Annotated in this window: 19 protein-coding genes and 1 pseudogene; 8 read left to right on the top strand and 12 right to left on the bottom strand. The window is 67.6% G+C overall.

Annotated elements, in window-relative coordinates:
* Positions 1-433: 433 nt before the first annotated feature.
* Complete coding sequence (locus tag BMX16_RS09655) at positions 434-2,725, bottom strand: Tex family protein (protein ID WP_089902402.1); 2,292 nt, start codon at positions 2,723-2,725, stop codon at positions 434-436.
* 111 nt (positions 2,726-2,836) lie between these two features.
* Between BMX16_RS09655 and BMX16_RS09650 the strand changes: the two genes are divergently transcribed.
* The gene (locus BMX16_RS09650; RefSeq protein WP_089902366.1) at positions 2,837-3,298 is read left to right on the top strand and encodes a CIA30 family protein; all 462 of its coding nucleotides are present in this window, start codon (positions 2,837-2,839) and stop codon (positions 3,296-3,298) included.
* Here BMX16_RS09650 and BMX16_RS09645 read toward each other — a convergent pair.
* From BMX16_RS09645 to BMX16_RS09610, 8 genes and pseudogenes are all read right to left on the bottom strand, one after another.
* Entirely contained in the window at positions 3,295-4,515 is a 1,221-nt protein-coding gene (locus tag BMX16_RS09645; RefSeq protein ID WP_089902363.1) for a lytic murein transglycosylase, read from the bottom strand. The two genes, BMX16_RS09650 and BMX16_RS09645, sit on opposite strands and share 4 nt — an antisense overlap.
* A 37-nt stretch (positions 4,516-4,552) precedes the next feature.
* Positions 4,553-6,286 (bottom strand): SulP family inorganic anion transporter, encoded by a 1,734-nt coding sequence (locus BMX16_RS09640; protein ID WP_089902360.1) that lies wholly within the window; start codon positions 6,284-6,286, stop codon positions 4,553-4,555.
* A 99-nt stretch (positions 6,287-6,385) separates the two neighbouring features.
* A pseudogene (locus tag BMX16_RS09635) lies at positions 6,386-8,045 on the bottom strand (bifunctional protein tyrosine phosphatase family protein/NAD(P)/FAD-dependent oxidoreductase).
* 77 nt (positions 8,046-8,122) lie between these two features.
* The gene (locus BMX16_RS09630; RefSeq protein ID WP_089902356.1) at positions 8,123-9,007 is read right to left on the bottom strand and encodes an MBL fold metallo-hydrolase; all 885 of its coding nucleotides are present in this window, start codon (positions 9,005-9,007) and stop codon (positions 8,123-8,125) included.
* Positions 9,008-9,020: 13 nt separating this feature from the next.
* Entirely contained in the window at positions 9,021-9,455 is a 435-nt protein-coding gene (locus BMX16_RS09625) for a DUF6691 family protein (protein ID WP_089902353.1), read from the bottom strand.
* Position 9,456: 1 nt separating this feature from the next.
* Positions 9,457-9,888 carry a YeeE/YedE family protein gene (locus tag BMX16_RS09620; RefSeq protein ID WP_089902350.1) on the bottom strand — a complete coding sequence of 144 codons (432 nt, stop codon included), beginning with the start codon at positions 9,886-9,888 and terminating at the stop codon, positions 9,457-9,459.
* On the bottom strand, positions 9,888-10,103 hold the full coding sequence (locus BMX16_RS09615; protein WP_089902399.1) for a YgaP family membrane protein: 216 nt from the start codon (positions 10,101-10,103) through the stop codon (positions 9,888-9,890). The genes BMX16_RS09620 and BMX16_RS09615 overlap by 1 nt, the downstream gene beginning before the upstream one ends.
* Positions 10,104-10,190: 87 nt before the next feature.
* The gene (locus BMX16_RS09610; protein ID WP_089902348.1) at positions 10,191-10,853 is read right to left on the bottom strand and encodes a Crp/Fnr family transcriptional regulator; all 663 of its coding nucleotides are present in this window, start codon (positions 10,851-10,853) and stop codon (positions 10,191-10,193) included.
* A gap of 182 nt (positions 10,854-11,035) precedes the next feature.
* Between BMX16_RS09610 and BMX16_RS09605 the strand changes: the two genes are divergently transcribed.
* Both BMX16_RS09605 and BMX16_RS09600 read left to right on the top strand, forming a co-directional pair.
* Complete coding sequence (locus tag BMX16_RS09605) at positions 11,036-12,142, top strand: AAA family ATPase (RefSeq protein WP_089902345.1); 1,107 nt, start codon at positions 11,036-11,038, stop codon at positions 12,140-12,142.
* Entirely contained in the window at positions 12,139-13,359 is a 1,221-nt protein-coding gene (locus tag BMX16_RS09600) for a vWA domain-containing protein (protein WP_177174626.1), read from the top strand. Before BMX16_RS09605 ends, BMX16_RS09600 begins: the two co-directional genes overlap by 4 nt.
* On the opposite strand, the gene BMX16_RS09595 is transcribed toward BMX16_RS09600, so the two are convergent.
* Positions 13,356-14,030 (bottom strand): hypothetical protein, encoded by a 675-nt coding sequence (locus BMX16_RS09595; RefSeq protein WP_089902397.1) that lies wholly within the window; start codon positions 14,028-14,030, stop codon positions 13,356-13,358. The genes BMX16_RS09600 and BMX16_RS09595 overlap by 4 nt on opposite strands.
* Before the next feature lie 202 nt (positions 14,031-14,232).
* Here BMX16_RS09595 and treZ point away from each other — a divergent pair, with 202 nt between their 5' ends.
* The 3 genes from treZ to glgX are packed head-to-tail and all read left to right on the top strand — an operon-like array spanning position 14,233 to position 20,274.
* On the top strand, positions 14,233-15,951 hold the full coding sequence (gene treZ / locus BMX16_RS09590; protein WP_177174625.1) for a malto-oligosyltrehalose trehalohydrolase: 1,719 nt from the start codon (positions 14,233-14,235) through the stop codon (positions 15,949-15,951).
* On the top strand, positions 15,948-18,164 hold the full coding sequence (gene treY / locus BMX16_RS09585) for a malto-oligosyltrehalose synthase (protein ID WP_177174624.1): 2,217 nt from the start codon (positions 15,948-15,950) through the stop codon (positions 18,162-18,164). The genes treZ and treY overlap by 4 nt, the downstream gene beginning before the upstream one ends.
* Before the next feature lie 43 nt (positions 18,165-18,207).
* Entirely contained in the window at positions 18,208-20,274 is a 2,067-nt protein-coding gene (glgX, locus tag BMX16_RS09580; RefSeq protein WP_089902335.1) for a glycogen debranching protein GlgX, read from the top strand.
* A 56-nt stretch (positions 20,275-20,330) separates the two neighbouring features.
* Here the strand turns inward: glgX and BMX16_RS09575 are convergent, their stop codons facing one another.
* Entirely contained in the window at positions 20,331-21,857 is a 1,527-nt protein-coding gene (locus BMX16_RS09575) for an alpha-amylase family glycosyl hydrolase (RefSeq protein ID WP_089902333.1), read from the bottom strand.
* Positions 21,844-22,698 (bottom strand): SDR family oxidoreductase, encoded by an 855-nt coding sequence (locus BMX16_RS09570; RefSeq protein ID WP_089902331.1) that lies wholly within the window; start codon positions 22,696-22,698, stop codon positions 21,844-21,846. The genes BMX16_RS09575 and BMX16_RS09570 overlap by 14 nt, the downstream gene beginning before the upstream one ends.
* A 187-nt stretch (positions 22,699-22,885) precedes the next feature.
* Here BMX16_RS09570 and BMX16_RS09565 point away from each other — a divergent pair, with 187 nt between their 5' ends.
* Together BMX16_RS09565 and BMX16_RS09560 are read left to right on the top strand one after the other, a co-directional pair.
* Positions 22,886-23,668 (top strand): SDR family NAD(P)-dependent oxidoreductase, encoded by a 783-nt coding sequence (locus tag BMX16_RS09565; RefSeq protein WP_089902328.1) that lies wholly within the window; start codon positions 22,886-22,888, stop codon positions 23,666-23,668.
* Positions 23,668-24,480 carry an alpha/beta hydrolase fold domain-containing protein gene (locus BMX16_RS09560; protein ID WP_089902325.1) on the top strand — a complete coding sequence of 271 codons (813 nt, stop codon included), beginning with the start codon at positions 23,668-23,670 and terminating at the stop codon, positions 24,478-24,480. The genes BMX16_RS09565 and BMX16_RS09560 overlap by 1 nt, the downstream gene beginning before the upstream one ends.
* Positions 24,481-24,518: the final 38 nt, after the last annotated feature.

Raw genomic sequence — 24,518 nt, 5'->3', positions numbered from 1 at the left:
CAGGACGTTTCTCTGTCTTCTGTGCTTCAGGTTATCCAAAGATAACAAGAAACCACATCAAACAGTGAAGCTGACACCGGTCATCGGGTTCCCCCTACCGGCGCGATATGCAAACGTCTGATCCATCGAACCGAACCAAACCGCCCACATATCTCTTCAGATACTAAATTTTCAAACAGCGTAGAGGCAAAAAGAAACAAGATGCGCTAATCTTAAAGCGCGCCCCGCCTCAAACCTCTGATATTGTCCCGGCTTCCAAAACCAACCACCGTAGCAGTCCGTCCCGTCCGCCGCTCCGTCGTGCATCACTGCGCCTCCGGTGAAGGGGCTTCTACGGTCAGCGAAGAAAGGGCGCAAGCACAAATTTCGCAGCATCCGCCATTTTTGTGAACTTTTTGCGAAACGCCTTGGAAACAGGCGCGTTGCCGCGCGTTCACTTGCTCCTGTTGGTCGGACTTCCCCCCTTCATCGCAGCGGCGAGGGCGTCTGCCAGTGCCCCGCCACCCGACTCGGAGGGCTTCGACGGGATGCGTGCGGCCTTTGGCGCGGGCTCACGCTTTGACGCCACATCTCCTGCGTTGTCCTTGCGCATCGTCAGACCGATCCGTTTGCGGGCCACGTCCACTTCCGTCACGCGGACGCGCACCACGTCGCCGGCCTTGACCACCGCATGCGGGTCCTTCACGAAACGGTCCGCCAACTGGCTGACGTGTACCAGCCCGTCCTGATGCACCCCGATATCGACGAAGGCGCCGAAGGCCGCCACGTTCGTTACCGTCCCTTCCAGCGACATGCCTGGTTTCAGGTCGGCGATGCTCTCGATCCCCGCGGCGAACGTGGCCGTGCGGAAATCCGGGCGCGGGTCGCGGCCGGGTTTTTCCAGTTCGCTCAGGATGTCGCAGATCGTGGGCAGGCCGAAGGCATCGTCCACGAAGTCCTCTGCCCTGACGCCCGACAGCGCACCGTCCTGCCCCATGATCGCGCGAATGTCGCGTCCGCAAGCCTGCACGATGCGGCGGGCGACGCCGTACGCCTCAGGATGGACGGCGGAGGCGTCGAGCGGTTCTGCGCCGTCGACCCGCAGGAACCCCGCGCACTGTTCGAAGGCACGCGGGCCCAGCCCCGCCACCTTCAACAGCGCCTTGCGCGTGGGATAGGCGCCGTGCGCGTCGCGGTGGGCCACAATGGCCTGCGCCAGCGACGGGCCGACCCCCGCCACGCGCGCCAGCAGCGGGGCGGAGGCCATGTTCAGGTCGACCCCGACGGCGTTCACCGCATCCTCGACCACCGCATCCAGCGACTGCGCCAGACGGCGCTGGTCCACGTCGTGCTGATACTGGCCCACACCGATTGCCTCTGGTGCGATCTTGACCAGTTCCGCCAGCGGGTCCTGCAGGCGTCGCGCGATGGACACCGCACCGCGCAGGGACACGTCGAGGTCTGGAAACTCCTTCGCCGCCAGTTCGGAAGCGGAATAGACCGACGCCCCTGCTTCCGACACGATCACCTTGGCGGGGCGCGGTCCGGCGGGCAGGGCGGCGATCACCGCGTCGACCAGACGTTCGCTCTCGCGGCTGGCGGTGCCGTTGCCGATGGCGATCAGCGCGATGCCGTGCCTGCGGATCAGGTCGGACAGCATGGCACTGGCCCCAGTCACATCGTTGCGCGGCTGGAACGGATAGATCGTCGCCGTCTCCAGCACCTTGCCCGTCTCGTCCACCACGGCGATCTTGCACCCGGTGCGGATACCGGGGTCGAGGCCCAGCGTCCGCTTCGCCCCCGCAGGGGCGGCCAGCAGCAGATCACGCAGGTTGCGGGCAAAGACGGCAATGGCAGCCTCGTGCGCGCGGGTGCGCAGGTCGGCCATCAGGTCCATGAACATGGTCAGGCTCAGCTTCACCTTCCACGCCCACAGGGCCGCGTCGCGCAGCCACAAATCGCCGGGGGCCTGCCCCCGGATGCCGATGGTCGCGGCGATGGCGTCGGTGATGCGGGGCAGCACGGTGTCGGGATCGGGCGCAATCTCGACGGTCACCACCTCCTCCTTCGCCGCACGCAGGATGGCGAGGGCGCGGTGCGAGGGGATCTTGGCCCATTTCTCGCGGTGATCGAAATAGTCGGAGAACTTGGCCCCCGCCGCTTCCTTGCCGGCAATCAGCCTGGCGGTGATGTCGGCCTCCTGCTGCATGATCTGGCGCAGGCGGCCCAGCAGGGCCGCATCCTCGGCCAGCTCCTCTACAAGAATATCGCGGGCCCCCGTCAGTGCGGCCTTGGTGTCCGGCACGGCCTCGGTCACGTAAGCGGCGGCCAGAATGGCAGGCTGCGCCGCGCGGTCCGCCATGATCGCCCGCAGCAGCGGGTCGAGGCCGTTTTCCCGCGCGATCATCGCCTTGGTGCGCCGCTTGGGCTTGAACGGCAGATAGAGGTCTTCCAGCGTGGCCTTGCTCTCTGCCGCGTGGATCGCGCGGGACAACGCATCGGTCATCGCACCCTGTTCGGTGATCGACCCAAGGATGGCGCTGCGCCGCTTTTCCAGCTCGCGCAGATAGGTCAGGCGATCCGACAGGGTGCGCAGCTGCGTGTCGTCCAGCCCGCCCGTCGCCTCCTTGCGATAGCGCGCGACGAAGGGGACGGTCGCCCCCCCGTCCAGCAGCGCCACCGCGGCGGCGACCTGATCGGGGCGGGCCGCAATCTCTTGCGCAATGGTGCGGGTGATGCGGGGCATGGCGTTGTCCACGGCGGTCTCCTGTTGGGTGGCCTGCGTGATAGCGCAGCACGCGCAGCATCGCAAAGGGCGCGCTGTGCGCTAGGTCTGCATGAAACGAAAGGGCGCGTCATGGACCTGCAACTGGATTGGGAATTCGTCGCCGACACGGTGATGGGCGGCGTCAGCACAGGTCGCGTGACACGCGCGCATGTCGCGGGTCGCGATGCCGCGCGGTTGACCGGGCTGGTCAGCCTGGAGAACGACGGCGGTTTCGTGCAGATGGCTGCCGACCTGCCGCCGGGCGTCGATGCCCGCGATCATGCGGGCCTGTGGCTGGACGTGTACGGCGACGGGCAATCCTATGACCTGCGCCTGCGCACCACTGATCTGGCGCGACCGTGGCAATCGTTCCGCGCGTCCTTTGCAGCCCCCGCCGCGTGGACGCAGGTGCGCATCCCCTTTGCCGCATTGGTTCCGCACAAGACGGAGGCGACCTTTCAGCCCGAAAACCTGCGGCGTATCGGCATCCTCGCCATCGGGCAGGCGGGGCCTGCGGACGTGGCGGTGGCGGGGATCGGACTTTACGTCTAGCGGGTCAACGCCGTGACCACGGCGGCGCTGGGAAAGCACGTCTCTGCCTGCCCCGTCGCCGCCTGCCAGCGCCCGATGCTGCGGCGGGTCTTGAAGCCCGCCAGCCCGTCGGCCCCGCCCACGTCGTGACCCAACCCCTCCAACCTACGCTGTGCTGCCGCCACGTCGGACCGCCGCAGGGTGTCGACGGCCCCCCAGCCTGCCGTGAAGTCGCTGACGCCATACTGGATGCGGTCGCCCACGTGGCCGACGAACAGCGCATAGACATCCGACGTGTTGTACTCCTTCAGCGCATAGAAGTTCGGCGTGACGACGAAGGCCGGCCCGGTCCGCCCCGCAGGCAGCATCAGGAAGCCGACCCCCGGCATCTCGCTGGCCGGAAAGGCAGCGCCGCCCACGCGGTTGACGCCCATCGCCGCCCAGTCGGCGATGGTGCGCCCCTGATCCGGCCCCTCCAGCGTGCAAGACACGGTGGCGGGCAGCGTGACCTCGAACCCCCAATCGCGCCCCGGCACCCAGCCGTGCCGCGCAAGGTAGGTCCCGATGGACGCGATCGTGTCCGCCTCCGACCCCCAGATGTCGGCGCGCCCGTCGCCGTCGCCATCGGCGGCATGGGCAAGGTAGTTGGACGGCATGAACTGCGGCTGCCCGAGGGCACCCGCCCAACTGCTTTTCATGCCCCTTGGCGCCGCACCCGCCTGCGCGATCTGCAGCGCCGCCACCAGCTCGTCGGTGAAATAGGCGGCGCGGGTGGACATGAAGCCCTTGGTGCCCAGCACCTGAAACACGTCATGCGGAATCTCGGCCCGGCCATAACCGCTTTCGCGCCCCCAGATGCCAAGGATGATGCGCCCCGGCACGCCGGTCGCGCGTTCGACAGCCGCCAGCGTCGCCGCATGGGTCTGCGCCATCTGCCGCCCGACGCTGGCCGCCCCGTCGAGTCCACCCCGGTCGAAATAGCGGCCCGGTGCGCCGAACTCTGCCTGCCCGCCGCCGCCCGTCGGGGCCATGCCCGGTGGCACCAGATCGGGCAGGTCCCAGTTCAACGTGACCCCGGCGAAGGCCGCATCGAACGTCGGCCTTGCCACACCGGTCTGCGCCGCGCGTGGCCAGACGGCCTGGTCGAGCCAGCCGCGGAACTGCCCTTCGACCGCAGCGCGGGATTGGGAAAACGCCATGGCGGGCCACAGCAAGAGGATCAGGATCAGGATACGCATGACGTCACAGGACCATGCCCCGCCCTGCTTGTCAAAGTCAGGCGGCGGTGCGGGGGGCTGCCCGCAGGGCGGTAACGGCATCCCATTGCGACTGGAACACCTGCCCAGACAAGTGCGTAAGGAAGTGGGTCCGTGCGAGGCGGTCCATGACCGGGCCCTTCACCTCTGACAGGTGCAGGCGGATGCCCATGTCCCCCAGCCGCGCCGACAGCGCCTCAAGGCTTTCCAGCGCGCTCAGGTCGATGGCGTTGACCGCGGAACACATCAGCACGACCTCGCGCACCACCGGATCGCGCGTCACGCGGTCCAGCACCACATCTTCGAGGTAGCGGGCATTCGCGAAATAGAGACTTTCGTCGATGCGCAGCGTCAGGATCGCGGCGTCGGTCTGCACGTCGTGGCGGGTGATGTTGCGGAAATGCTGGGTTCCGGGGATGCAGCCGACCTCGGCGATGTGCGGCTTCGACGTCTGATAGAGGTGCAGCATGATCGACAGGATCACGCCCGCCGACACGCCGACCTCGACCCCGGCGATCAGCGTGGTCAGGATCGTGACCGCCACAGCCGCGAAATCCGCCCGGGAATAGTGCCAAGCGGTGCGCAGGATCGAGAAATCCACGAGGCTGAGGACCGCCACGATGATGGTCGCGGCCAGCGTGGCGTTGGGGAGGAAATGGATCAGCGGCGTCAGCGCCACGGCGGCGATGCCCAGCCCCACCGCCGTGTAGGCTCCGGCGGCGGGCGTGTCGGCGCCTGCGTCGTAGTTCACGACAGACCGGCTGAACCCGCCCGTCACCGGGAAACCGCCGGTCAGGGACGCGGCGACGTTGGCCGCGCCCAGCCCGATCAGTTCCTGATCCGGGTCGATGCGTTGGCGTTTCTTGGCGGCCAGCGTCTGTGCCACCGAGATCGATTCGACGAACCCGATAACCGAGATCAGCAGCGCGGGCAGCAGCAACTGCCCGATCAGCGCGGGAGAGAACGACGGCAGCGTCAGCGGCGGCAGGCTGGCGGGCACCGTGCCCACGATGCCGACGCCACGCTCTGCCAGCCCGAGGCCCCAGACGACCACGGTCGTGGCGACCACCGCCAGTACCGGCCCCGCCTTGGTCAGCGCGCCGGCCAGCCCCACGCCCAGCCCCCAGCGGCGCAACAGCGGGTTCAGCCCGCGCCGGACCCAGAACAGGAACGCCAGTGCGACGCAACCGATCGCCAGCGTGACCGGATTGGTCTGGCCCACGTTGGCGGCGAGCGACACCGCAAGCTCTGGCAGCGTGTCGCCCGACGCGGCGATGCCAAGGATATGCTTCACCTGCCCCAGTGCGATCAGGATGCCCGATGCGGTGATGAACCCCGCCACGACCGGATGCGACAGGAAGTTGGCCAGAAACCCCAGCCGCAGCACACCCATTGCCAGCATCATCGCGCCGGACAGTCCCGCCAGCGTCAGCGCCGCCACGGCATAGCCCATCGTCCCCTGCTCCGCGACGCCGCCGATCGCCGCCGCCGTCATCAGCGACACCACGGCGACAGGTCCCACCGCGAGCGCGCGGCTGGTGCCGAAGATCGCATAGAGGATGATCGGTGCGATGGAGGCGTAAAGACCCGCCTCCGGCGGCAGGCCCGCCAGCATGGCGTAGGCCAGCGACTGCGGGATCAGCATGATCGTCACGATCAGCGCCGCACCCGCGTCGTTCGACAGGTTGCCGCGCGAATAGGTCCGCCCCCATGTCAGGATCGGCAGGTAGCGGGCAAGGCGGGCGGCGGTCATGGTCGGTTCTTTCAAGGTCGGGGGTCACCCCGGATCGGTCCGGGACGTGTGCCCGAGGACCCCGGGGTCCTCGGGCGGTCGTGGGTCGTCATGGGCGCGTCAGGCGTCGATCCGGTCGGGCTCGGCCATCCACTCGCGCCCCTTCAGCATGCCGTTCCAGTAGATCTGCGGCAGCGCCTGTGCCTTCAGCGCCCAGGCAAGGCGGCTGGGCTGCGTGCCGTCGATCACCCACTTGGGAAAGCTGGGCAGCACCTTGCCGCCGTAGCCGAACTCGGCCAGCACGATCTTGCCCCGTTCCACCGTCAGCGGGCAGGACCCGTAGCCGTCATAGGCGGACACGGGCGGCTTGCCAGCGATGTCGGCGATGACGTTGTCGGCCACGACGGGGGCCTGCTTGCGCGCCGCGGCCATCGTCTTGGCGTTGGGGGCGTTCATCACGTCGCCAAGGCTCCAGATGTTGGCGTGGATCCTGTGGAGCAGGGTTGCCGGGTCCACATCGACCCAGCCCGCCGCATCCGCCAGTGGTGAATTGCGGATGAACGCAGGCGCGCGCTGCGGCGGGCAGACGTGGATCATGTCGAAGCCTGTCGTGATCTCTGTCGCCGTCGTGTCGGGCTTGGCCACCCGGAACGTCGCGGTCTTCGCATCGCCGTCCACCGCCGTCAGCGTGTGAAAGAAGTTCAGCGTGGCGTCGTATTTTGCCACATACTCCATCAGCGCCAGCACATAATCCTTGACCCCGAACAGCACGCCGCCGGCGTTCATGAACTGGATGTCGATTTCGCGCAGCACGCCGCGCCGGTGCCACGCGTCGCCGGACAGATACATCGCCTTCTGCGGCGGCACCGGCGCACTTGATCGGCATGGGCGGCTGGGTAAAGATCGCTCGACCGCGCTTCAGCCCCTTCACCAGCTCCCACGTGTAGGGGGCAAGGTCATAGCTGTAGTTCGAGGTGACGCCGTTGCGCCCGAGCGTCTCGCTGAGCCCCACGATGCCGTCCCAGTGCAGCTCTAGCCCCGGACAGACGATCAGCCGATCGTAGCCCACCACGCGCCCGTCCGTCAGGGACAGGGCACAGGCGTCTGGCATGAACTCTGCCACCGCCGCCTTGATCCATGCGACGCCCTCTGTGATCAGCCCCGCCGTCTGCCGCCGCGTGTCGCTGGCGTCGAAGACGCCGCCGCCGACCATGGTCCAGCCGGGCTGGTAATCATGCACCTCCGACGGGTCGATCAGCATGATATCTAGGGTGTCGTCCCGCGCCCGCAGGCTGGCCGCAACCGCAATACCGGCAGACCCCGCACCCACGATCACGATGGCGGCGGACATGTCCGGGCGACGCGGCGGCGGCGCATCCTGCGCCACCACGCCGGTCATGTCGTACCCGGCGGCGGCGGTCAGGGTCAGCAGGTCCGCCGCAGGACGACGCCCGGCCTGACTGCGCGCCCACAGGGTCGCGGCGCGGGTGCCGGACTTGCAGAACGCCAGCACCGGACCGGGCAGGTCCGCCAGCGCGGCCCCGAACCCCGCCACGTCGGCATCCGTGATCCGCCCGGACACCACGGGCAGATGCAGGGCACGCAGCCCCGCCGCCGCGGCGGCCGTGCGGATCTGCCCAAAGCTCGGCTGGCCCGCCTCTTCGCCGTCGGGGCGGTTGCTGATCACGCTGGCAAAGCCTGCCGCGCGGATCGCAGACATGTCCGCCACCGCAATCTGCGGTGCGACCGCCACGTCCGGTGTGATCGTCCTGATATCCATGGCTTCCGCGCCTCCCCTTACCGACCGTGTGGGCCGTTCGTTGTGACAGACCGTTCAGCTTCAAAGACCGTCGACTGCTAAAGACCGTTGACCGGCACCTTCAGCATCATGTGGCCGTCGTCGTCGCGCGGCACTTCACCTGCGCGCATGTTCACCTGCAGCGACGGGATGATCAGCTTGGGCACCGCCAGCGTCGCGTCGCGCTCTGTGCGGAACTTGACGAACGCCTCCTTCGTGGCACCGTGGCCCACGTGGATGTTGTGGACCTTCTGCTCGGCCACCGTCGTCTCCCACCGGATGTCGCGCCCGCCCGGGCCATAGTCGTGGCACATGAACAGCCGCATCGCGTCCGGCAGGGTCAGCACGCGCTGGATGCTGTCATAAAGGGTGCCCGCATCGCCGCCCGGAAAGTCAGCCCGCGCCGATCCGCCGTCGGGCATGAACAGCGTGTCGCCGACGAAGGCCGCGTCGCCCACCACATGCACCATGCAGGCGGGCGTATGCCCCGGCGTGGCAAAGGCAAAGGCCTGCATCCCGCCGATCATGTAGGTGTCGCCATCGGCGAACAGCGCGTCGAACTGCGACCCGTCGCGCTGGAACGCGGTGCCTTCGTTGAAGATCTTGCCGAACGTCTCCTGCACGACCCTGATCTGGTCGCCGATCCCGATCTTGCCGCCCAGCTGCGACTGGATATAGGGGGCCGCAGACAGGTGATCCGCATGGACATGCGTCTCGATCAGCCACTCCAGCGTCAAGCCGTTGTCGCGGACATGCGCGATCATCCGGTCGGCGTGGTCATAGGTGATGCGGCCGGCGAAATAGTCGATGTCCATCACGCTGTCGATGATGGCGCAGGACGACGACTGCGGGTCCTTCACCACATAGCTGATTGTGTTGGTGGCCTCGTCGAAGAACGCGGTGACCTGCGGTTGCACGGTCATGTCCACGGGGAAATCGGTCATGGTCTAGATCCTTTCAAGCGGTCGCTGTGCGGGGGCTGCGGGCCGCAGTGATGCCCCGTGCCAGCAGGATGCCGGCGATCGATGCGCCGACGAAGATGAACACCGGCGCATCCAGCGTGCCGAGTGCGGGCAGCGCGCCGCCGGGGCAGAAGCCCGCGATGCCCCAGCCGATCCCGAACACCGCCGATCCGCCCAGCAGGCGGGCGTCGATGGCGCGGCTGGTCGGCAGGTGGAACGCATCGGCCATCGCGGGCATCGGGCGCCGCAGAACGAACCGATAGCCGATGAACGTGACGATCACCGCCCCGCCCATGACGAAGGCTAGGCTCGGGTCCCAAGTGCCAGCCACGTCGAAGAAGTTCAGCACCTTGGCCGGGTTCGCCATGCCCGACACGGAAATGCCCGTGCCGAAGATCAGTCCGATGAGGTAGAGGGAGAGGTACTTCATCTTACGCTCCGATCACGTGGCGGATGACATAGACGGTCGCGGCAGTCGCCAGCATGAAGGTCGCAACCGACGCGGCGGACCGCGGCGACAGCCGTGCCAGCCCGCAGACGCCGTGCCCGGACGTGCAGCCGGACGAGAAGGTCACGCCGACGCCCACCAGAAGGCCGCCCACGATCAGCATCGCGGTGGACACCGGCACATCGACCGCGGGCATCGCCCCGGTCAGCGCCAGCACCAGCAGCGGACCGCTGACCATGCCCGCCAGCAGCACCGCCCGCCATGTGAAGTCGGGCCGCGACGCGGGCGCGACGATCCCCGTCAGGATGCCCGTCGCGCCGAAGATGCGGCCATGCAGACCCATCAGCAGCACGGCGGCAAGCCCGATCACGACACCGCCGCCCAAACTTTGCAAGGGGGTGAACGCGGTTTCCATCAGCGCACCCGGCACGTGCTGACGCCGATCAGCGGATACAGCGGACAGAACCGCACCAGCGCCGTCACGATCATCGCCACACCGACCACCGTGGCGATCCAGAACGCCGCACCGCTGCCCAGCGCCGCCACCGGCCACACCCATGTCAGCGCCAGCAGCACCAGCCCCACCGCAAACCGCGCTACCCGGTCCATGCCACCCACATTCCGTGTCATCGTCAAAATCCCTTCGTCGATCATGACACAGGGATAGACCACCGAATCGCGTGCGTCTGTGACCTCGTCACCAACCGTCCGAAAAGATCACGCCGCTTGCGCAAGACCCGCGATGGCGTCCGGATCCAGCAGCGTGACCCGCCCGCGCGACTGGGCGACCCAGCCGCGGCGCTGGAATTCCGCCAACTGGCGCGAGATGACCTCGCGCGCCGTTCCCAGTTCGACCGCAAGATCCTGATGCGTGATCGCAACCGCATCGCCATCGCCCGCCAGCGTCAGCAACCGCTGCGCCAGCCGGATGTCGAGGCGCTGGAACGCGATCTCCTCGATCACGTGGAACAGGTCGGTGATCCGCTGCGCATAGGCGGCAAAGACGAAGTTCCGGAACGGCACCGACCGCGACACCAGATCGTCGAAGACGACGCGCGGAATCGCCACGGCGCGCACGTCCGTATCCGCATGGCCTTCGGCGGAATAATCCTCGTAGGCCAGCATGCACGCGGTCGTCAGGACGCAGCTTTCGCCAGCATTCACACGGTAGAGGACGATTTCGCGCCCCTGTTCGGAGGTCTGGTGCACGCGGACCGCCCCGTCGAGCAGCAGCAGCAGGTGTTCCGGCGACTGCCCGGGGCCAAAGATGCGCGTGCCCTTGGGCACCTCGACGATGGCGCTTTGCCCCACCAGCACGTCGCGCACGTCTGGCGACAGGGCCGCAAGGCCCGGAAAGCGGGTGATCCAGTCGTCGGTCATGGGCGGGTCCTTCTGCTGCGGGGCCGCGGGTCTGGCCGCCATCCATCTAACGGTCGTCTGTCTGACAGTCGTCGGTCTAACAGGTTGTCCACGCACCCGACATGGCAAATGGCCACACCGCCGCACCGCTTGCCCCTTGCGCACCACCCGCTACCCTTGGCCTGCAAGAACGGGGGGCAGGCATGACCATCAACACGACTCCGATCTCGGCGGGCCGGGCGCTGGATGCCCTGCGGGCGGGTCACGCGGCGCAGCGCGCGGGCACGCTTACCGCATCGTGGATGCTGCACGGCCGCCCCGGCATCGGCAAGACCGAGATCGTCAGCCAATTGGCAGCCGAGACGGGCAGTCGCCTGTTCGACCTGCGCCTGACGACGATAGAGCCGCAGGACCTGCGCGGACTGCCGTTCTATGACCACGACGCACGGCGCACGGTCTGGTATCCGCCGCAGGACCTGCCCGACGATCCCGACCGCCCGGCGATCCTGTTCCTGGACGAGCTGACGGCAGCCGCCCCCGCCCTGCAACCCACGGTCTATGGCCTGCTGCAGGAACGCCGCGTCGGGCTGCATGTGCTGCCCGCCAACACCTTTATCGTGGCCGCCGGCAATACCGTGGACGACGGCGCAATCGCCTACGAGATGGGGACCGCCCTGTCGGACCGCCTGATCCACCTGTCCGTGGTGGCAGAGGCATCGGACTGGATCACGCGCTATGCGGTGCCGCAGGGGCTGCATCCCGCCGTTACCGCATTCATCCGCACGCGGCCCGACCTGCTGGACACGACGGCGGACGCCCTGCAACGGGGCCGCATGATCGCCTGCACGCCGCGCAGCTGGGCGCGGGTCAGCGCCATCCTGCGCGCGGTGCCGGACCGCACGCTGCGGGACATCATGATCGCCGGCACCCTTGGCGACGCTGCGGCAGCAGAGTTCATCCTGTTGGAGCAGGAGATCGCCGCGACCGTGCAGGTCTCCGACATGGTCGCCGCGCGCCCCAGTGACCGCACGGCGCTCTACCCCGCGAACCTGCACGGGCTGACGGCACTCGTCTATGCGCTGGTGACGCTGGCAGAGCGTGAGACGCTGCCCGACTGCATCGCCATCGTGGCCGACATCCGCAGACTGGGCACCCTGCGCGACGATCCGGCCTTCGCCCGCCTGCCGCTGGCGGAACTGACCACCTACGGCATGGAACTGCTGATCGAACGGGCCTTGGCGCAAGGGTGGGAGGAGGCGTTCCGCACCTCGCAGCCCTATGCGGCCTACATGGCCGACCGCGCCCCGTGACGGTTCACAGTCGCCGCGCCACCCCGGCCCTGACCGCACTGGCCGAGGCCGATCCCACGCTAGCCGCCCTTGCGCTATGGTGCGATCACCGGGACGGGGCGGCGACTGCCACGGCAGGCGCCGTGATCACCTACGGCCCGGAGTTCGAGGCACTCGCGCCCCACGAACAGATCGGCCTTGCGGCGCACCACATCCTGCATGTCGCCCTGCGCCATTCGGCGCGTCTGGCCGACCTGCAGGAGCGTCATGGCGGCGCGTTGCGCGCCGACCTCTACAACCTTGCCGCCGATGCGCTGATCAATCAGGCGCTGCTGGCCGCGGACTACGCACTGCCACGCCCGGCGGTGACGCTGACGGGCCTGCTGCGCGATGGGCTGGGGCAGCCCGACGCCAGCCTCGCGGACTGGGACGTGGAGCGGCTCTATTTCGCGCTGCTGCCACGCAGTGGCGACGGGGACGGCGACGACAAGGCAGCCGACTATGCCCGCGCGCAGGGCTTTGCACCCGATCTGGACGCGGCGGATGGCAAAGGCGCATCCGACGATCCCAACGGCGACGCGGCCCGCTGGCAGCAGCATCTGGCCCGCGCCATCGCCGCGGGGCAGGCGGCGGGGCGCGGCATCGGTGCGGGGCTGCGGCATCTGGCGGATTTTCCCGATCCGCAGACCCCGTGGCCGCTGATCCTGCGCCGCGCGCTGGCGCAGGCCACCATGCCGCAGCGCACGCCCACGCCGCAGCGCCCCGCGCGGGCATGGATCGCAGGTCTCGCACAGGCGCAGGCCACCGGCACGCCAACGCCCGCGTTCCAGCCGGGTATGCGGCCCCTGACCGAGATTCCGCGCATCTGCATAGGCCTCGACGCGTCTGGCAGCATCGACGACGGGCGGCTGGCGCTGTTCTGGGCCGAGGTGACGGGCATCGCGCGGCGGATGCGCGTCGATCTGCATGTCGCGGTCTTCGACGACGGTATCCGCCACATTGCCCGCATTGCACCCGGCGACCCGCGCCCCCGGATGCCAGATCTGCCACAGGGCGGCGGCACCGATTTTGCCCCCGTCATCCGCCATGCAGTGGCGATGCAGGCCAGTGCGCTGGTGATGCTGACCGACCTCGACGGCCACTTCGGCCCGGCCCCGCGCGTGCCCGTGATCTGGGCGGTGCCCGACGCACACGGCCTGACCGCGCCGTTCGGTCGCCTGATCGACCTGAGCCGCTAGGCCCGGTCCAGCGCCGCCGCCAGCCGCGCATGGGCCGACACGCCGCGCGTGTCGAAGGTGATGTCGCGCAGGAACACGTTCTGCGCCAGGTTGATGCGGTGCAGGGTGCCTTCGTCCAACGGCGGCTGGAACAGATGACGCTGGACCAACGCCTGTTCCGCCTCGCTCAGGTCCAGCACCTGCGGCCCGTCCTCGCTTTGCACCGACACCAGCGTCAGGGGCGGCAGGCCGCGCAGGTCGGACTGTTCCACGACCAGATGCAATTGACCTGACCGAATGCCACGCGCGGCGGCAACCGCCGTCAGCACGGCCCGCCCCTGCACCCGCAGCAGATCGAGGGCGCGGTCCGCCGCCGCCGCATCGACCAGCGCCGCGCGCTTGGCCGCGGGCACGCGGATCACGCGGGATTCGACCCACCAGATCACCACGATCATCAACAGCGGCGCCTGCGCCAGCGGCAGCGCAAGGTCGGTCCACACCACGCCGATCACCACCAGCGGCAGCAGCGCAAGGGCGTAGCGGACGCTCTGAAACTCCACCAGCATCCGCAGCAGGCGACCCCAGCTTCGCCGCCGCGGCCACGGCGTCACGCGGCCGAACACCTTGCGCGGCAACTGCTTGACCGCGAGGATGGCGGGGTTGCGCAACGTGCCGTGTGTCAGAATCAGCACGAACACCGCGGCCCTGTCCGGGAATCGCCTGTGTTTGCGGCAGACCTGCCCAAGTTATTTGCCATGCCACTCCTTGCCATTATGCGTTCCGCAACCGTCTGGCCGATCCAGTGCTGCCCACGGAAAGTCCTCGACACGCCGACGGAACCGCACGCTGCCAGCGGACGTTCGCCATCGCAAGACATTTGATTGGAACCCTCCGATGCCCACCGATGCCCCACAATTCTGGGGCGCCACCCCGACCGGCCCGGACACGTGGACGGTGGCCATCTGGGCCCCGCAGGCCGGCAGCACAACCGTCGATCTGGACAGTCGACGCGTCGCGATGTCGCAAGCGGCGGACGGCGTCTGGCGTGCGGCGGTGACGGCCCCCGCCGGCACACCCTACATGTTCCATATCGACGACATGGCACTGCCGGACCCGGCCGCGCGGCAGCAACAGGGCGACGTCCACGGCCCCTCAATCCTCACGCGCCCCGTGACGCCGCCGCCGGCATGGGCCGGCGTTGCGTGGCAGGATGCCGTGATCCTTGAAATCCACATCGGGACGTTCACCGACGACGGCACCCTGGCCGCTGCCGCCCAGCGCCTGCCCGACATCGCCGCCATGGGCATCACGGTGGTAGAGTTGATGCCGATCGTGCAGTTCGCGGGTCATCATGGATGGGGGTACGACGGGGTTCTGCCCTATGCGGTGCATCTGCCCTATGGCACGCCGCAGGACGTGGTGGACTTCGTCGCGTGCGCGCACGATCTGGGCATCGCGGTGATCCTCGACGTGGTCTACAACCACTTCGGGCCGGAGGGATGCTATCTGCACACCGCCTGCCCCGCGTTCTTCGACCATGATCGAGAGACGCCGTGGGGCGACGCCATCGACTTTACCCAAGTCCCCGTGCGCGACTACTTCATCGGCAACGCCGTGATGTGGATCCGCGACTTCGGCTTCGACGGGCTGCGGTTCGATGCGGTGCACCAGATCATCGACCCCTCCTCGCCGGATCTGATGACGGAACTGTCGCAGACCCTGCGCGCCCTCGATCTGGGGCGGCCCGTGCATCTGGTGGCCGAGGACGAGCGCAACGAGACCGTGCACCGCGACGCGGGCGTGACGGACGCATCGTGGAACGACGACTATCACCACATCGTCCACACCCTGCTGACCGGCGAGGATGACGGCTATTACACCAGCTATGCCACCCAACCCATGGCGCAACTGGCGCTGTCGCTGCGCGAGGGGCAGGTGGTGCAGGGACAACCGCGCGAACCTGCGAACCATGACGCTCCGCCGCGCGGCGCACCCACCGGGCATCTGACCCCCACGGCCTTCGTCAACTTCAACCAGACCCACGACCAGATCGGCAACCGCGCCGGTGCCGGTCGGCTGATCACGCTGTGCAGTCCGCAGGCGGCACAGGTCGCCCACGCGATGCTGCTGACGCTGCCCTTCGTGCCGCTGATGTTCCAGGGCGAGGATGAAGGGTCCGCTACGCCGTTCCCGTTCTTCTGCGACTTCACGGGCGAGTTGGCAGAGCTGGTGCGCGCCGGCCGAAAGGAAGAATTCGGCGATCTCGACGGTGTCTTGACCGACCCCGTCGACCCCGCCGCGTTTCACGATGCCCGCCCCTATGCCCGGCCCAGCGCCGATGCGGACGACTGGCGTGCGCTGACCACACGCCTGCTGACTTGGCGCCGGGCGCAGGTCACACCGTTGCTGCACAGCGGCTGGACGGGCACCACGTCAAAGGTGATCGGCCCCCGCGCCGTGCAGGCGACATGGACGTTTGCGGCAGGGCGGCTGCACGCGCTGGCGCAGCTTGGTGCCCCCTTGCCCCCGGAACAGTGGCGCGGGGCGGACGGCGGCCTGACCCTTGGGGCCCCGGAACTCGATTTCGCTTATTGCACATGGACCGACCGATGATCCCTCTCACCGCCACCTACCGCCTGCAATTGCGCGAAGGCGTCACCTTCGCCACGGCACAGGACTTCCTGCCGCATCTGACGGCGAACGGGATCAGCCATCTTTACCTGTCGCCCATCTTTCGTGCGCAGGCGGGATCGACGCATGGCTATGACGTGATCGACCCCAACGCGATCGAGGCCGATCTGGGCGGCGAGGCGGGCTTTGCCACGCTGGCGCAGGCGGCCAGGGATGCTGGCATCGGTATCATCCTCGACATCGTGCCGAACCACACGGCGTTCAGCCTTGAAAATCCGTGGCTGCGCGACGTGCTGCGGCACGGCACCGACAGCGCCTTTGCGCCGCATTTCGACATCGACTGGTCTGAACGTCTGCTGCTGCCGTTCCTGACCGACACCTTCGACGCGCTGGTGGCGCAGGGCGGCGTGCATGTCGAACGCGCCGCCGACGGCCCGGTGCTGTGCATCGGCGACCTTGCGGTGCCGATCAACCCGGCCACCGCCACCATCGAGGATCTGTCCGCGTTGCACGACGCGCAGGTCTGGCGCCTGACCCCGTGGCAGCGCGAGCGGGACAGCATCACGCATCGCCGCTTCTTCAACGTCACCGGCCTGATCGGGATGCGGGTCGAGGAGCAGGCCGTCTTTGACGACATGCACCGCAAGACGCTGGACCTGATCGCCAGCGGTCAGGTGCAGGGTCTGCGGCTGGACCACATCGACGGTCTGGCCGACCCCGACGGTTATCTGACCCGGCTGAAGGCCGCGGTGGGCGACACGCCGATCTGGGTGGAAAAGATCCTGACCGGGGACGAGGCGCTGCCCGACTGGGGCATCGCGGGCACCACGGGCTATGAGGCGGCACGCCAGATCGCGCGCTTGCTGACGGACGGCGACGGTCACGCGAAACTGCTGGCCGCATGGCAGGCGCAGACCGGGCGCAGCGGCAGCTTTCACGACGCGCTGATCGACGCCAAGCACGAGGTGATCCGTCAGGATCTGGCGGCCGAGCTGCAACAGATGATCGGTCTGGCCGACGATGCCGCCGCCGCCGCCGGTGACGAACAGGGGCAGGAGGCGCTGCGCGAGGCAGTGCTGGCACTGCTGTCCGCCTTTCCGTCCTATCGCACCTACATGTGCGGCAAGGACGTACGCGCCGCCGACCTGTCCCTGATGACCCGCGTCGCCGATACGGCGGCACAGCGACTGCGCAGCGACCATGTGGTGCGCCTGCTGACGGCCTGCATGGCCGATCCGCAGACGCCTGCGGCGCACCGATTGCAGGTGCGGTTCCAGCAGGTGACGGGCGCGCTGCTGGCGAAATCGCACGAGGATACGGCGGGCTTTCGCTGGAACGCCTATATCGCCGCGAACGAGGTCGGAGCCGACCCCGACGACGTGACGATCGCCGATGCGGCAATGAACGGCTGGCTGGCCGACCGCCTGCCCACCGCACTGACACTCACCTCGTCCCACGACACGAAGCGGTCGGAGGATGCGCGGATGCGCCTTGTGGCATGCAGCCACCTGCCGGACGACCTGACAGCACTGGTGGCGGGCACCGCCGACCTGCCCGGCGCCAAGGCGGTCAGCGTCAACACCCGCTGGTATCTGGTGCAAAGCGCACTGGCGATCTGGGGCGACGAGCCTGCCACGCTTGACGACCGGCTGCGCGATCACATGACCAAGGCGCTGCGCGAGGCCAAGCGCGTCACCAACTGGACCCACCCCGACGAGGACGCCGAGGCGGTGGTGCTTGATTTCGTGGCCCCGGTGACCGCGCACTGGCACGCGACCGATCCTGCCGCCCTGCACCGTCTGATGGATCTGGGCGCACAACTGTCGCTGATCCAGACCGCCGTAAAGCTGACGATGACCGGCGTGCCGGACATCTATCGCGGTTGCCTGTCGGCGCATTTCGCGCTGACCGATCCCGACAATCGCCGTCCCGTCGATCCGGCCGTGCTGCAGACGGCAGTGGACGCCGGCGGCCTGACGGGCGACAAGGCGCGTCTGTCGCGCGACCTGCTGGCCCTGCGTCACGCGGACCCCGATTTCTTCCACGCCGCCGCCTGCGCCGTCGCACGGGATGCGACAGGCACCCTGACGCTGACCCGCACCACGGCGGACCGGACGCTGACCATCCGCTGCGATCCGGCAGCGACACCACCTGTCACCATTGACGATGCACCCCCTTTTTCCGAAACGGCCTGAGGCTCTCCCCCTCCGGTCCCATTCCATCAGGACGACACACCCCATGACCACCAAACCCGACCACGGATATTCACTCGACGCGTCGCTTTCGCGTCCCAACCGGCTCGGCTCCATCGCCCGCGACGGCGGCATCAACTTTGCGCTGTTCTCGAACGCGGCAGAACGGGTCGAAGTCTGCCTGTTCGACGAGACGGGCCAGCAAGAGACGGCCCGCATCGCCCTGCCCGCGATGGAAGGCGGCATCTGGCACGGCTTCGTCGAAGGCATCGGCGTCGGCCAGCGCTACGGCTACCGCGTGCATGGCCCCTACGATCCTGAAAACGGCCACCGATTCAACGTCAACAAGCTGCTGCTGGACCCCTACGCCCGCGCCCTGATGGGCGACATCGTGTGGGATGATGCGCTGCACGGCTACAAGGTCGGCGAAGACGACCTGACCTTCGACGACCGTGACAGTGCTGCCTTCATGCCCAAGGGCGTGGTGGTGGACGACAACCATCAGTGGGACAACTCCGCCGCGCTGCGCACCGGCTGGGACAAGACGGTGATCTACGAAGCGCACGTCAAGGGTCTGACGATGAAGCATCCGGGCGTGGTGCAGGCCGACCGCGGCACGTTTGCCGCCCTCGCGTCGGACCCGGTGCTGGACCACCTCAACAAGATCGGCGTCACCGCCATCGAACTGCTGCCGATCCACGCCTATGCCAACGACCGCTACCTGATCGAAAAGGGCCTGTCGAACTACTGGGGCTACAACACCCTGTCGTTCTTTGCCCCGCATCAGGGCTATCTGGAAGGCGCCGACATCCGGGAGGTGAAGACCGCCATCGACCGCTTCCATGCGGCGGGGATCGAAGTGATCCTGGACGTGGTGTACAACCACACCTGCGAAGGCAACGAGATGGGAACGACCCTGTCGTTCCGCGGGATCGACAACGAGAGCTACTACATGACCGGCGAGGACAAGCGTCACGCCTATGACACCACCGGCACCGGCAACACGCTGAACGTCAAGCACCCGATGGTGCTGCGCATGGTCATGGATTCGCTGCGCTACTGGGTCGAGGTCATGCACGTGGACGGGTTCCGCTTCGATCTCGCCTCCACACTCGCGCGGGGCGAGGACGGGTTCGACCGCGGCGGCAACTTCTTTGCGACGATCCGTCAGGATCCGGTGCTGTCGGCGGTCAAGCTGATCGCGGAACCGTGGGACATCGGCGACGGCGGCTATCAGGTCGGCGGGTTCGTCTGGCCGTTCCGCGAATGGAACGACAAGGCCCGCGACGACATCCGCGCCTACTGGCGCCGCGACGACAGCATGACGGCGCCCCTGTCGGAACGGCTGTCGGGATCGCCGGTGCAGTTCGACCACGACAACCGCCCCGCCACGTCGTCGATCAACTTCGTCGCCGCCCACGACGGGTTCACCCTGTGGGACACGACCGCCTACAACGACAAGCACAACGAGGCGAACGGCGAGGATGGTCGCGACGGACACGACAACAACCTGTCCGACAATCTGGGTGCCGAAGGGCCGACGACGGATGAAGCGGTGCTGGAGGCCCGTCGCCGTCGGGTCAAGGCGATGCAGGCCACCGTCCTGCTGTCACAGGGCGTGCCGATGATCCTTGCGGGCGACGAATTCGGCCAGAGCCAGGATGGCAACAACAACGCCTATTGCCAGGACAACGACATCGCCTGGCTGGACTGGGACGCGGCGGACGACAGCCTGATTCGGTCGTTCTCGGCCACCACGGCGCTGCGTCGCGATCTGGGGCACATCATCGACCCCAAGTTCGCCCGTGGCGACGATGCGGACGACCGCACGACCGCGTGGGTCCACCCCACGGGCCGCGACATGGAGGAGGGCGACTGGCATGACGGCGGCCTGCGCTGTTTCGCCAAGCGCATCACCACGCCGGGCGACCGCGAGGTGATGATGATCTTCAACGCGGGCGATGCCGCTGAATTCACGCTACCCGAGGGTGAGTGGACCAAGGTGCTGGATACCAGCGCCGACGATCCCGCGACGCAAGATGCTGTGGCGGACACGCTGAACGTGGACTGGCAATCCGTCGTCGTGCTGACGCAGGCGACCAAGGCGGCCTGACGAAAAAAGCCCCCGCCGCATCCTGTGCGGCGGGGGCGTTTCTCATGCGTTGCGCACTATGCGTTCCAGATCGCGCCGTGCCAGCCTGTCGTGCCGCCATCCATCGCATCCGCGACGATCGCAGGCGGTCCGGCGGGCAGGTTCGCAGGTTCGCCCGCACCATGACTGAACACGCCGCGCCACTGGCTGCCGTCCTGCGTGCGCAGGGTTATGTCCAGCACATCGCCCTTGGCCATGCAGGCCACCACATCGGCGGTATCCCACCCCATGTCGCGCCGCATGCCGATGATCCGCGCATAGAACCGCGCCATCTCGGCCTGTCCGCGTGCCACGCGGTCGCGGTCCCATGCCAACGGCAGCCACGGCGTGCCGGTGGTAAAGCCATAGCCCACAGCCTGCGGATCCCACGGCATCGGCACGCGCGACCCTTCACGCCCGGGCCCGTCGGGCCATTGCAGCAGGTCCAGCGGGTCGGTCACATCCTCTTTCGCCAAGTCGGGCTGCGGCAGGGCCCATTCCTCGCCCTGATAGATGATCCACGGCCCCGGCAGGAACGCCATCTGCAGCGCCAGCACCGCGTTGGACGCATCGGGTCGCCCGTGACGCGGCTGATCATGGCTCGACAGCCAGCCCGCGATGCGCTGCAGGCTGTCGGCGCGCGCGATCATGTCGGCGACACTGGCGGGGCTGCCCCGGTTTTCCGGCAGGTCGGTCGTATAGACCGCATCCAGCCGCCCCGGCGTGGTGAACTGCATCGCCAGCTCGATGGACTGGTTGCCCGACGTGTTCTCTCCGAACAGATAGGCGTCGTCACCCGCCCACGCCCGCAGCTTTTCCACATAGGCGGCACCATCGCCGGGCAGCATGTCGTAGGTGTGGTCCTGATAGGTATAGGTATTCCACGTCTCGCCCGACACCTTCGCCTGCACCTGGGGCGTGGAGGGTGGGTTGTCCTGCAGGCTTTCGTCCCACAGATAGGCGGTCACCACGTCGAAACGGAACCCGTCCACGCCGCGGTCCCGCCAGCCCCGCATCTGGGCCGCGATATGAGCCTGCACATCGGGGTGGCGCAGGTTCAGGCTGGGTTGCTGCGGCAGGAACTGGGAAAAGTAGTACTGCCGCCGCAGGTGGTTCCACGTCCAGCCGGGCAGGCCGAACTGCGACAGCCAGTTGTTGGGGGGCGTGCCGTCGGGTTTCGGGTCGCGCCACAAGTAGTGGTCCGCCATCGCCTGATCGCCCGCGATGGCGGCCTGAAACCACGGCGACTGGTCGCTGGTGTGGTTCAGCACCTGATCCATGTAGACCTGCAGTCCCAGGCCATGCGCCCGCGCCACCAGCGCGTCGAAATCGGCATCGGTGCCGAACATCGGATCGATCGCCTTGTGATCGACGATGTCATAGCCCCCGTCGATCATGGGAGAGACGTAGATCGGAGACAGCCAGATCGCATCGACGCCCAGCGCCGCCACGTGATCCAGCCGCCGGATGATCCCCTGCAGATCGCCGGTGCCGCTGCCGGTCGTGTCCTGAAACGAGCGCGGGTAGATCTGATAGATGGCGGGGGCGGGCTTACGCGTTGACAATCATGCCTCCGTTCGGATGCAGGGTCTGACCCGTGAAATAGCTGCCGTCCGACGATGCGAGGAACAGGAACGCGGTGGCGACCTCCCACGGTTGACCGGCGCGGCCCATGGGGGCGTCCGATCCGAAATCCTCGACCATGTCGGCGGGCATGGAGCCGGGAATGAACGGCGTCCAGATCGGTCCGGGCGCCACGGCGTTCACGCGGATGCCGCGTTCCACCAAATTCGACGCCATCGACCGGCTGAATGCCAGCGATGCGCCGCGCGTGGTGGAGTAGGCGATCAGCTTGGCGTTGCCCTTGAACGCGTTGACCGACGACGTGTTGACGATGCAGGCCCCTTCCTTGAGGTGCGGCAACGCGGCCTGCGTGCAGAAGAAATAGGACATCACGTTGCTGTCCATCGTGCGGCGCAGGCGTTCTTCGGACAACTCCGTCAGATCCTTGTCGATCCACTGCATCGCGGCATTGTTGATCAGGATGTCCAGCTGGCCGAGCGCCGCCACCGTCTGCTCCACGGCATCGGTCGCATGCGCCTTGATCCCCAGATCGCCGGGGATTAGCAGCGCCTGCGACCCTTCGGCCTCGACCAGCGCCTTGGTATCCTCGGCGTCCTTGTGTTCGTCGAAATACGCGATGGCGACCTTGGCCCCTTCGCGGGCGAACAGGACCGCCACGGCGCGGCCGATGCCGCTGTCGCCGCCGGTGATCAGCGCCACCTTGCCCGCCAGTTTGCCCACGCCCGGATGGCGCGGCATGTAGTCGGGGGCGGGGTCCATGCGGTGTTCGTCGCCGGGCATGGCGTTCTGTTCCTGCGCCGGGATGTGCGGTGCGTCGGTCATGGTCGGTATCCTTCGGGAGGGGTGGCATCAGATGCCGTCGCGCCCCAACCGCCCTAGGCCGCCGGAGTTCCGCGTCACAAGGTCGCGCAGCAGCCGCGCAGTCCTTGGCGCCAGCGGCGGAACAAGTCGGCCCGCGCCCGGTTATCACGCGAACCTTTCAGGTGGCACACCACAACAGGAGCGACACATGGACCTTGGCATCAAGGGGCGCAAAGCGCTGATCACCGGCGGGTCCGGCGGCATGGGCATCGAGACGATCAAGCGGTTCCTAGAGGCGGGCGTGATCGTCACCGCGACCGATCTGAAGGAAGAGGACCTTGCCCCGGTGCGCGAGGAATACGGCATCACCTGCATCGCGGGCGATCTGTCCAGCGCCAAGGGCGTCGATGCGTTCCTGAAAGAGGCCGGGACCGATTTCGACATCTGGGTCCACGCGGCCGGCGTCACGGGCGCCAAGGGCGATCCGCTGGAGATGACGGAGGAGGACTGGGAGGATGCGCTGAACATCGACTTTCTGTCCGGCGTGCGTCTGGCGCGGCACCTGTGCCCGGTGATGATCAAGAAAGGCTGGGGCCGCGTCGTGTTCGTCACGTCCGAAAACGTGGCCCAGCCTTACCCCGAGGAAACCGTTTATAACTCCGCCAAGTCCGCACTGCTGAGCTTCTCGAAAAGCATCGCCATGGCCCATTCCGGGTCGGGCCTGCTGGTGAACTGCATCGCCCCCGCCTTCATCGAGACGCCGATGACCGACGGCATGATGGAGAAGCGGATGGAGGAGGAGGGCTGTTCCTTCGACGAGGCCGTCGAAAGCTTCCTCGAGGAAGAGCGTCCCTATCTGGTGCTGAAACGCCGCGGCAAGGTCGAGGAGGTGGCACCCGTCATCGCGTTCCTGTGCAGCGAGTTGTCGTCCTTCGTGACTGGCTCGAACTGGCGCATCGACGGCGGGGCCGTCGGGTCGATCAACGTCTGATGAACCGCGCCGCGCTGGAACGCCATATCCGCGCCACACCGGTCGAGGGGTCGCCCGCAGAGATGCGGGCGGCGTTTCTGCGACTGGCGCATCCGGAGGGCGTACCTGATCTGCCCCCGCTGACGCAGGTCGGCGGTTGCGAGGGACGCTGGTTCGGGACCGATGGCGCGCCGATCCTCTGGCTGCATGGCGGTGGCTATGTCTTTGGCGGCTCCGACAGCCATGCGGCCCCTGCGGCGGCGCTGGCCCGGATCGCCGGGCGGCGGGTGTTCGTGCCTGACTATCCGTTGGCGCCGGAACACCCATGGCCTGCGCCGCTGGATGCGACAGCACCGATTCTCGATGCCCTGCCCGATTGCGACGTGGTGGGCGACAGCGCGGGCGGACATCTGGCATTGGTCCTCGCGATGACCCATCCCGGCCGCATCCGACGTCTGGCGCTGTTGTCGCCAAACACCGACCGCAGCGGGTGCAGCATCACGCGCGTGCGTAATGGCGACACCGACCTGATGAACGACGATACACAGGACCGCAGCCTGTCCGACATGGCGCTGGGCCACTTGGCCGACACGGACCCGCACGCATCGCCGCTGCTGGGCGATCTGTCGCGACTGCCGCCTGTGTGGATCACCGCCACCACGACGGAAGTGCTGCTCGACGACAGCCTGTTGCTTGCGACCGCCGCCGCGCGCGCAGGCGTCACCGTGACGCTGGAGGTGCCGAAACGTCTGTTTCACATGTGGCACCTGTGGCCTGATGCGACGCCGCAGGGACACGCCACCTTGCACGCAATCGCACGACATTTTGCCTGATCCCGGCAAAAATCGACCCTTCAGATCTAGTAATCGGC

Source organism: Loktanella fryxellensis (genome assembly GCF_900110065.1).
GTDB lineage: Bacteria > Pseudomonadota > Alphaproteobacteria > Rhodobacterales > Rhodobacteraceae > Loktanella > Loktanella fryxellensis.
This window is presented reverse-complemented; position numbering and strand designations above follow the sequence as displayed.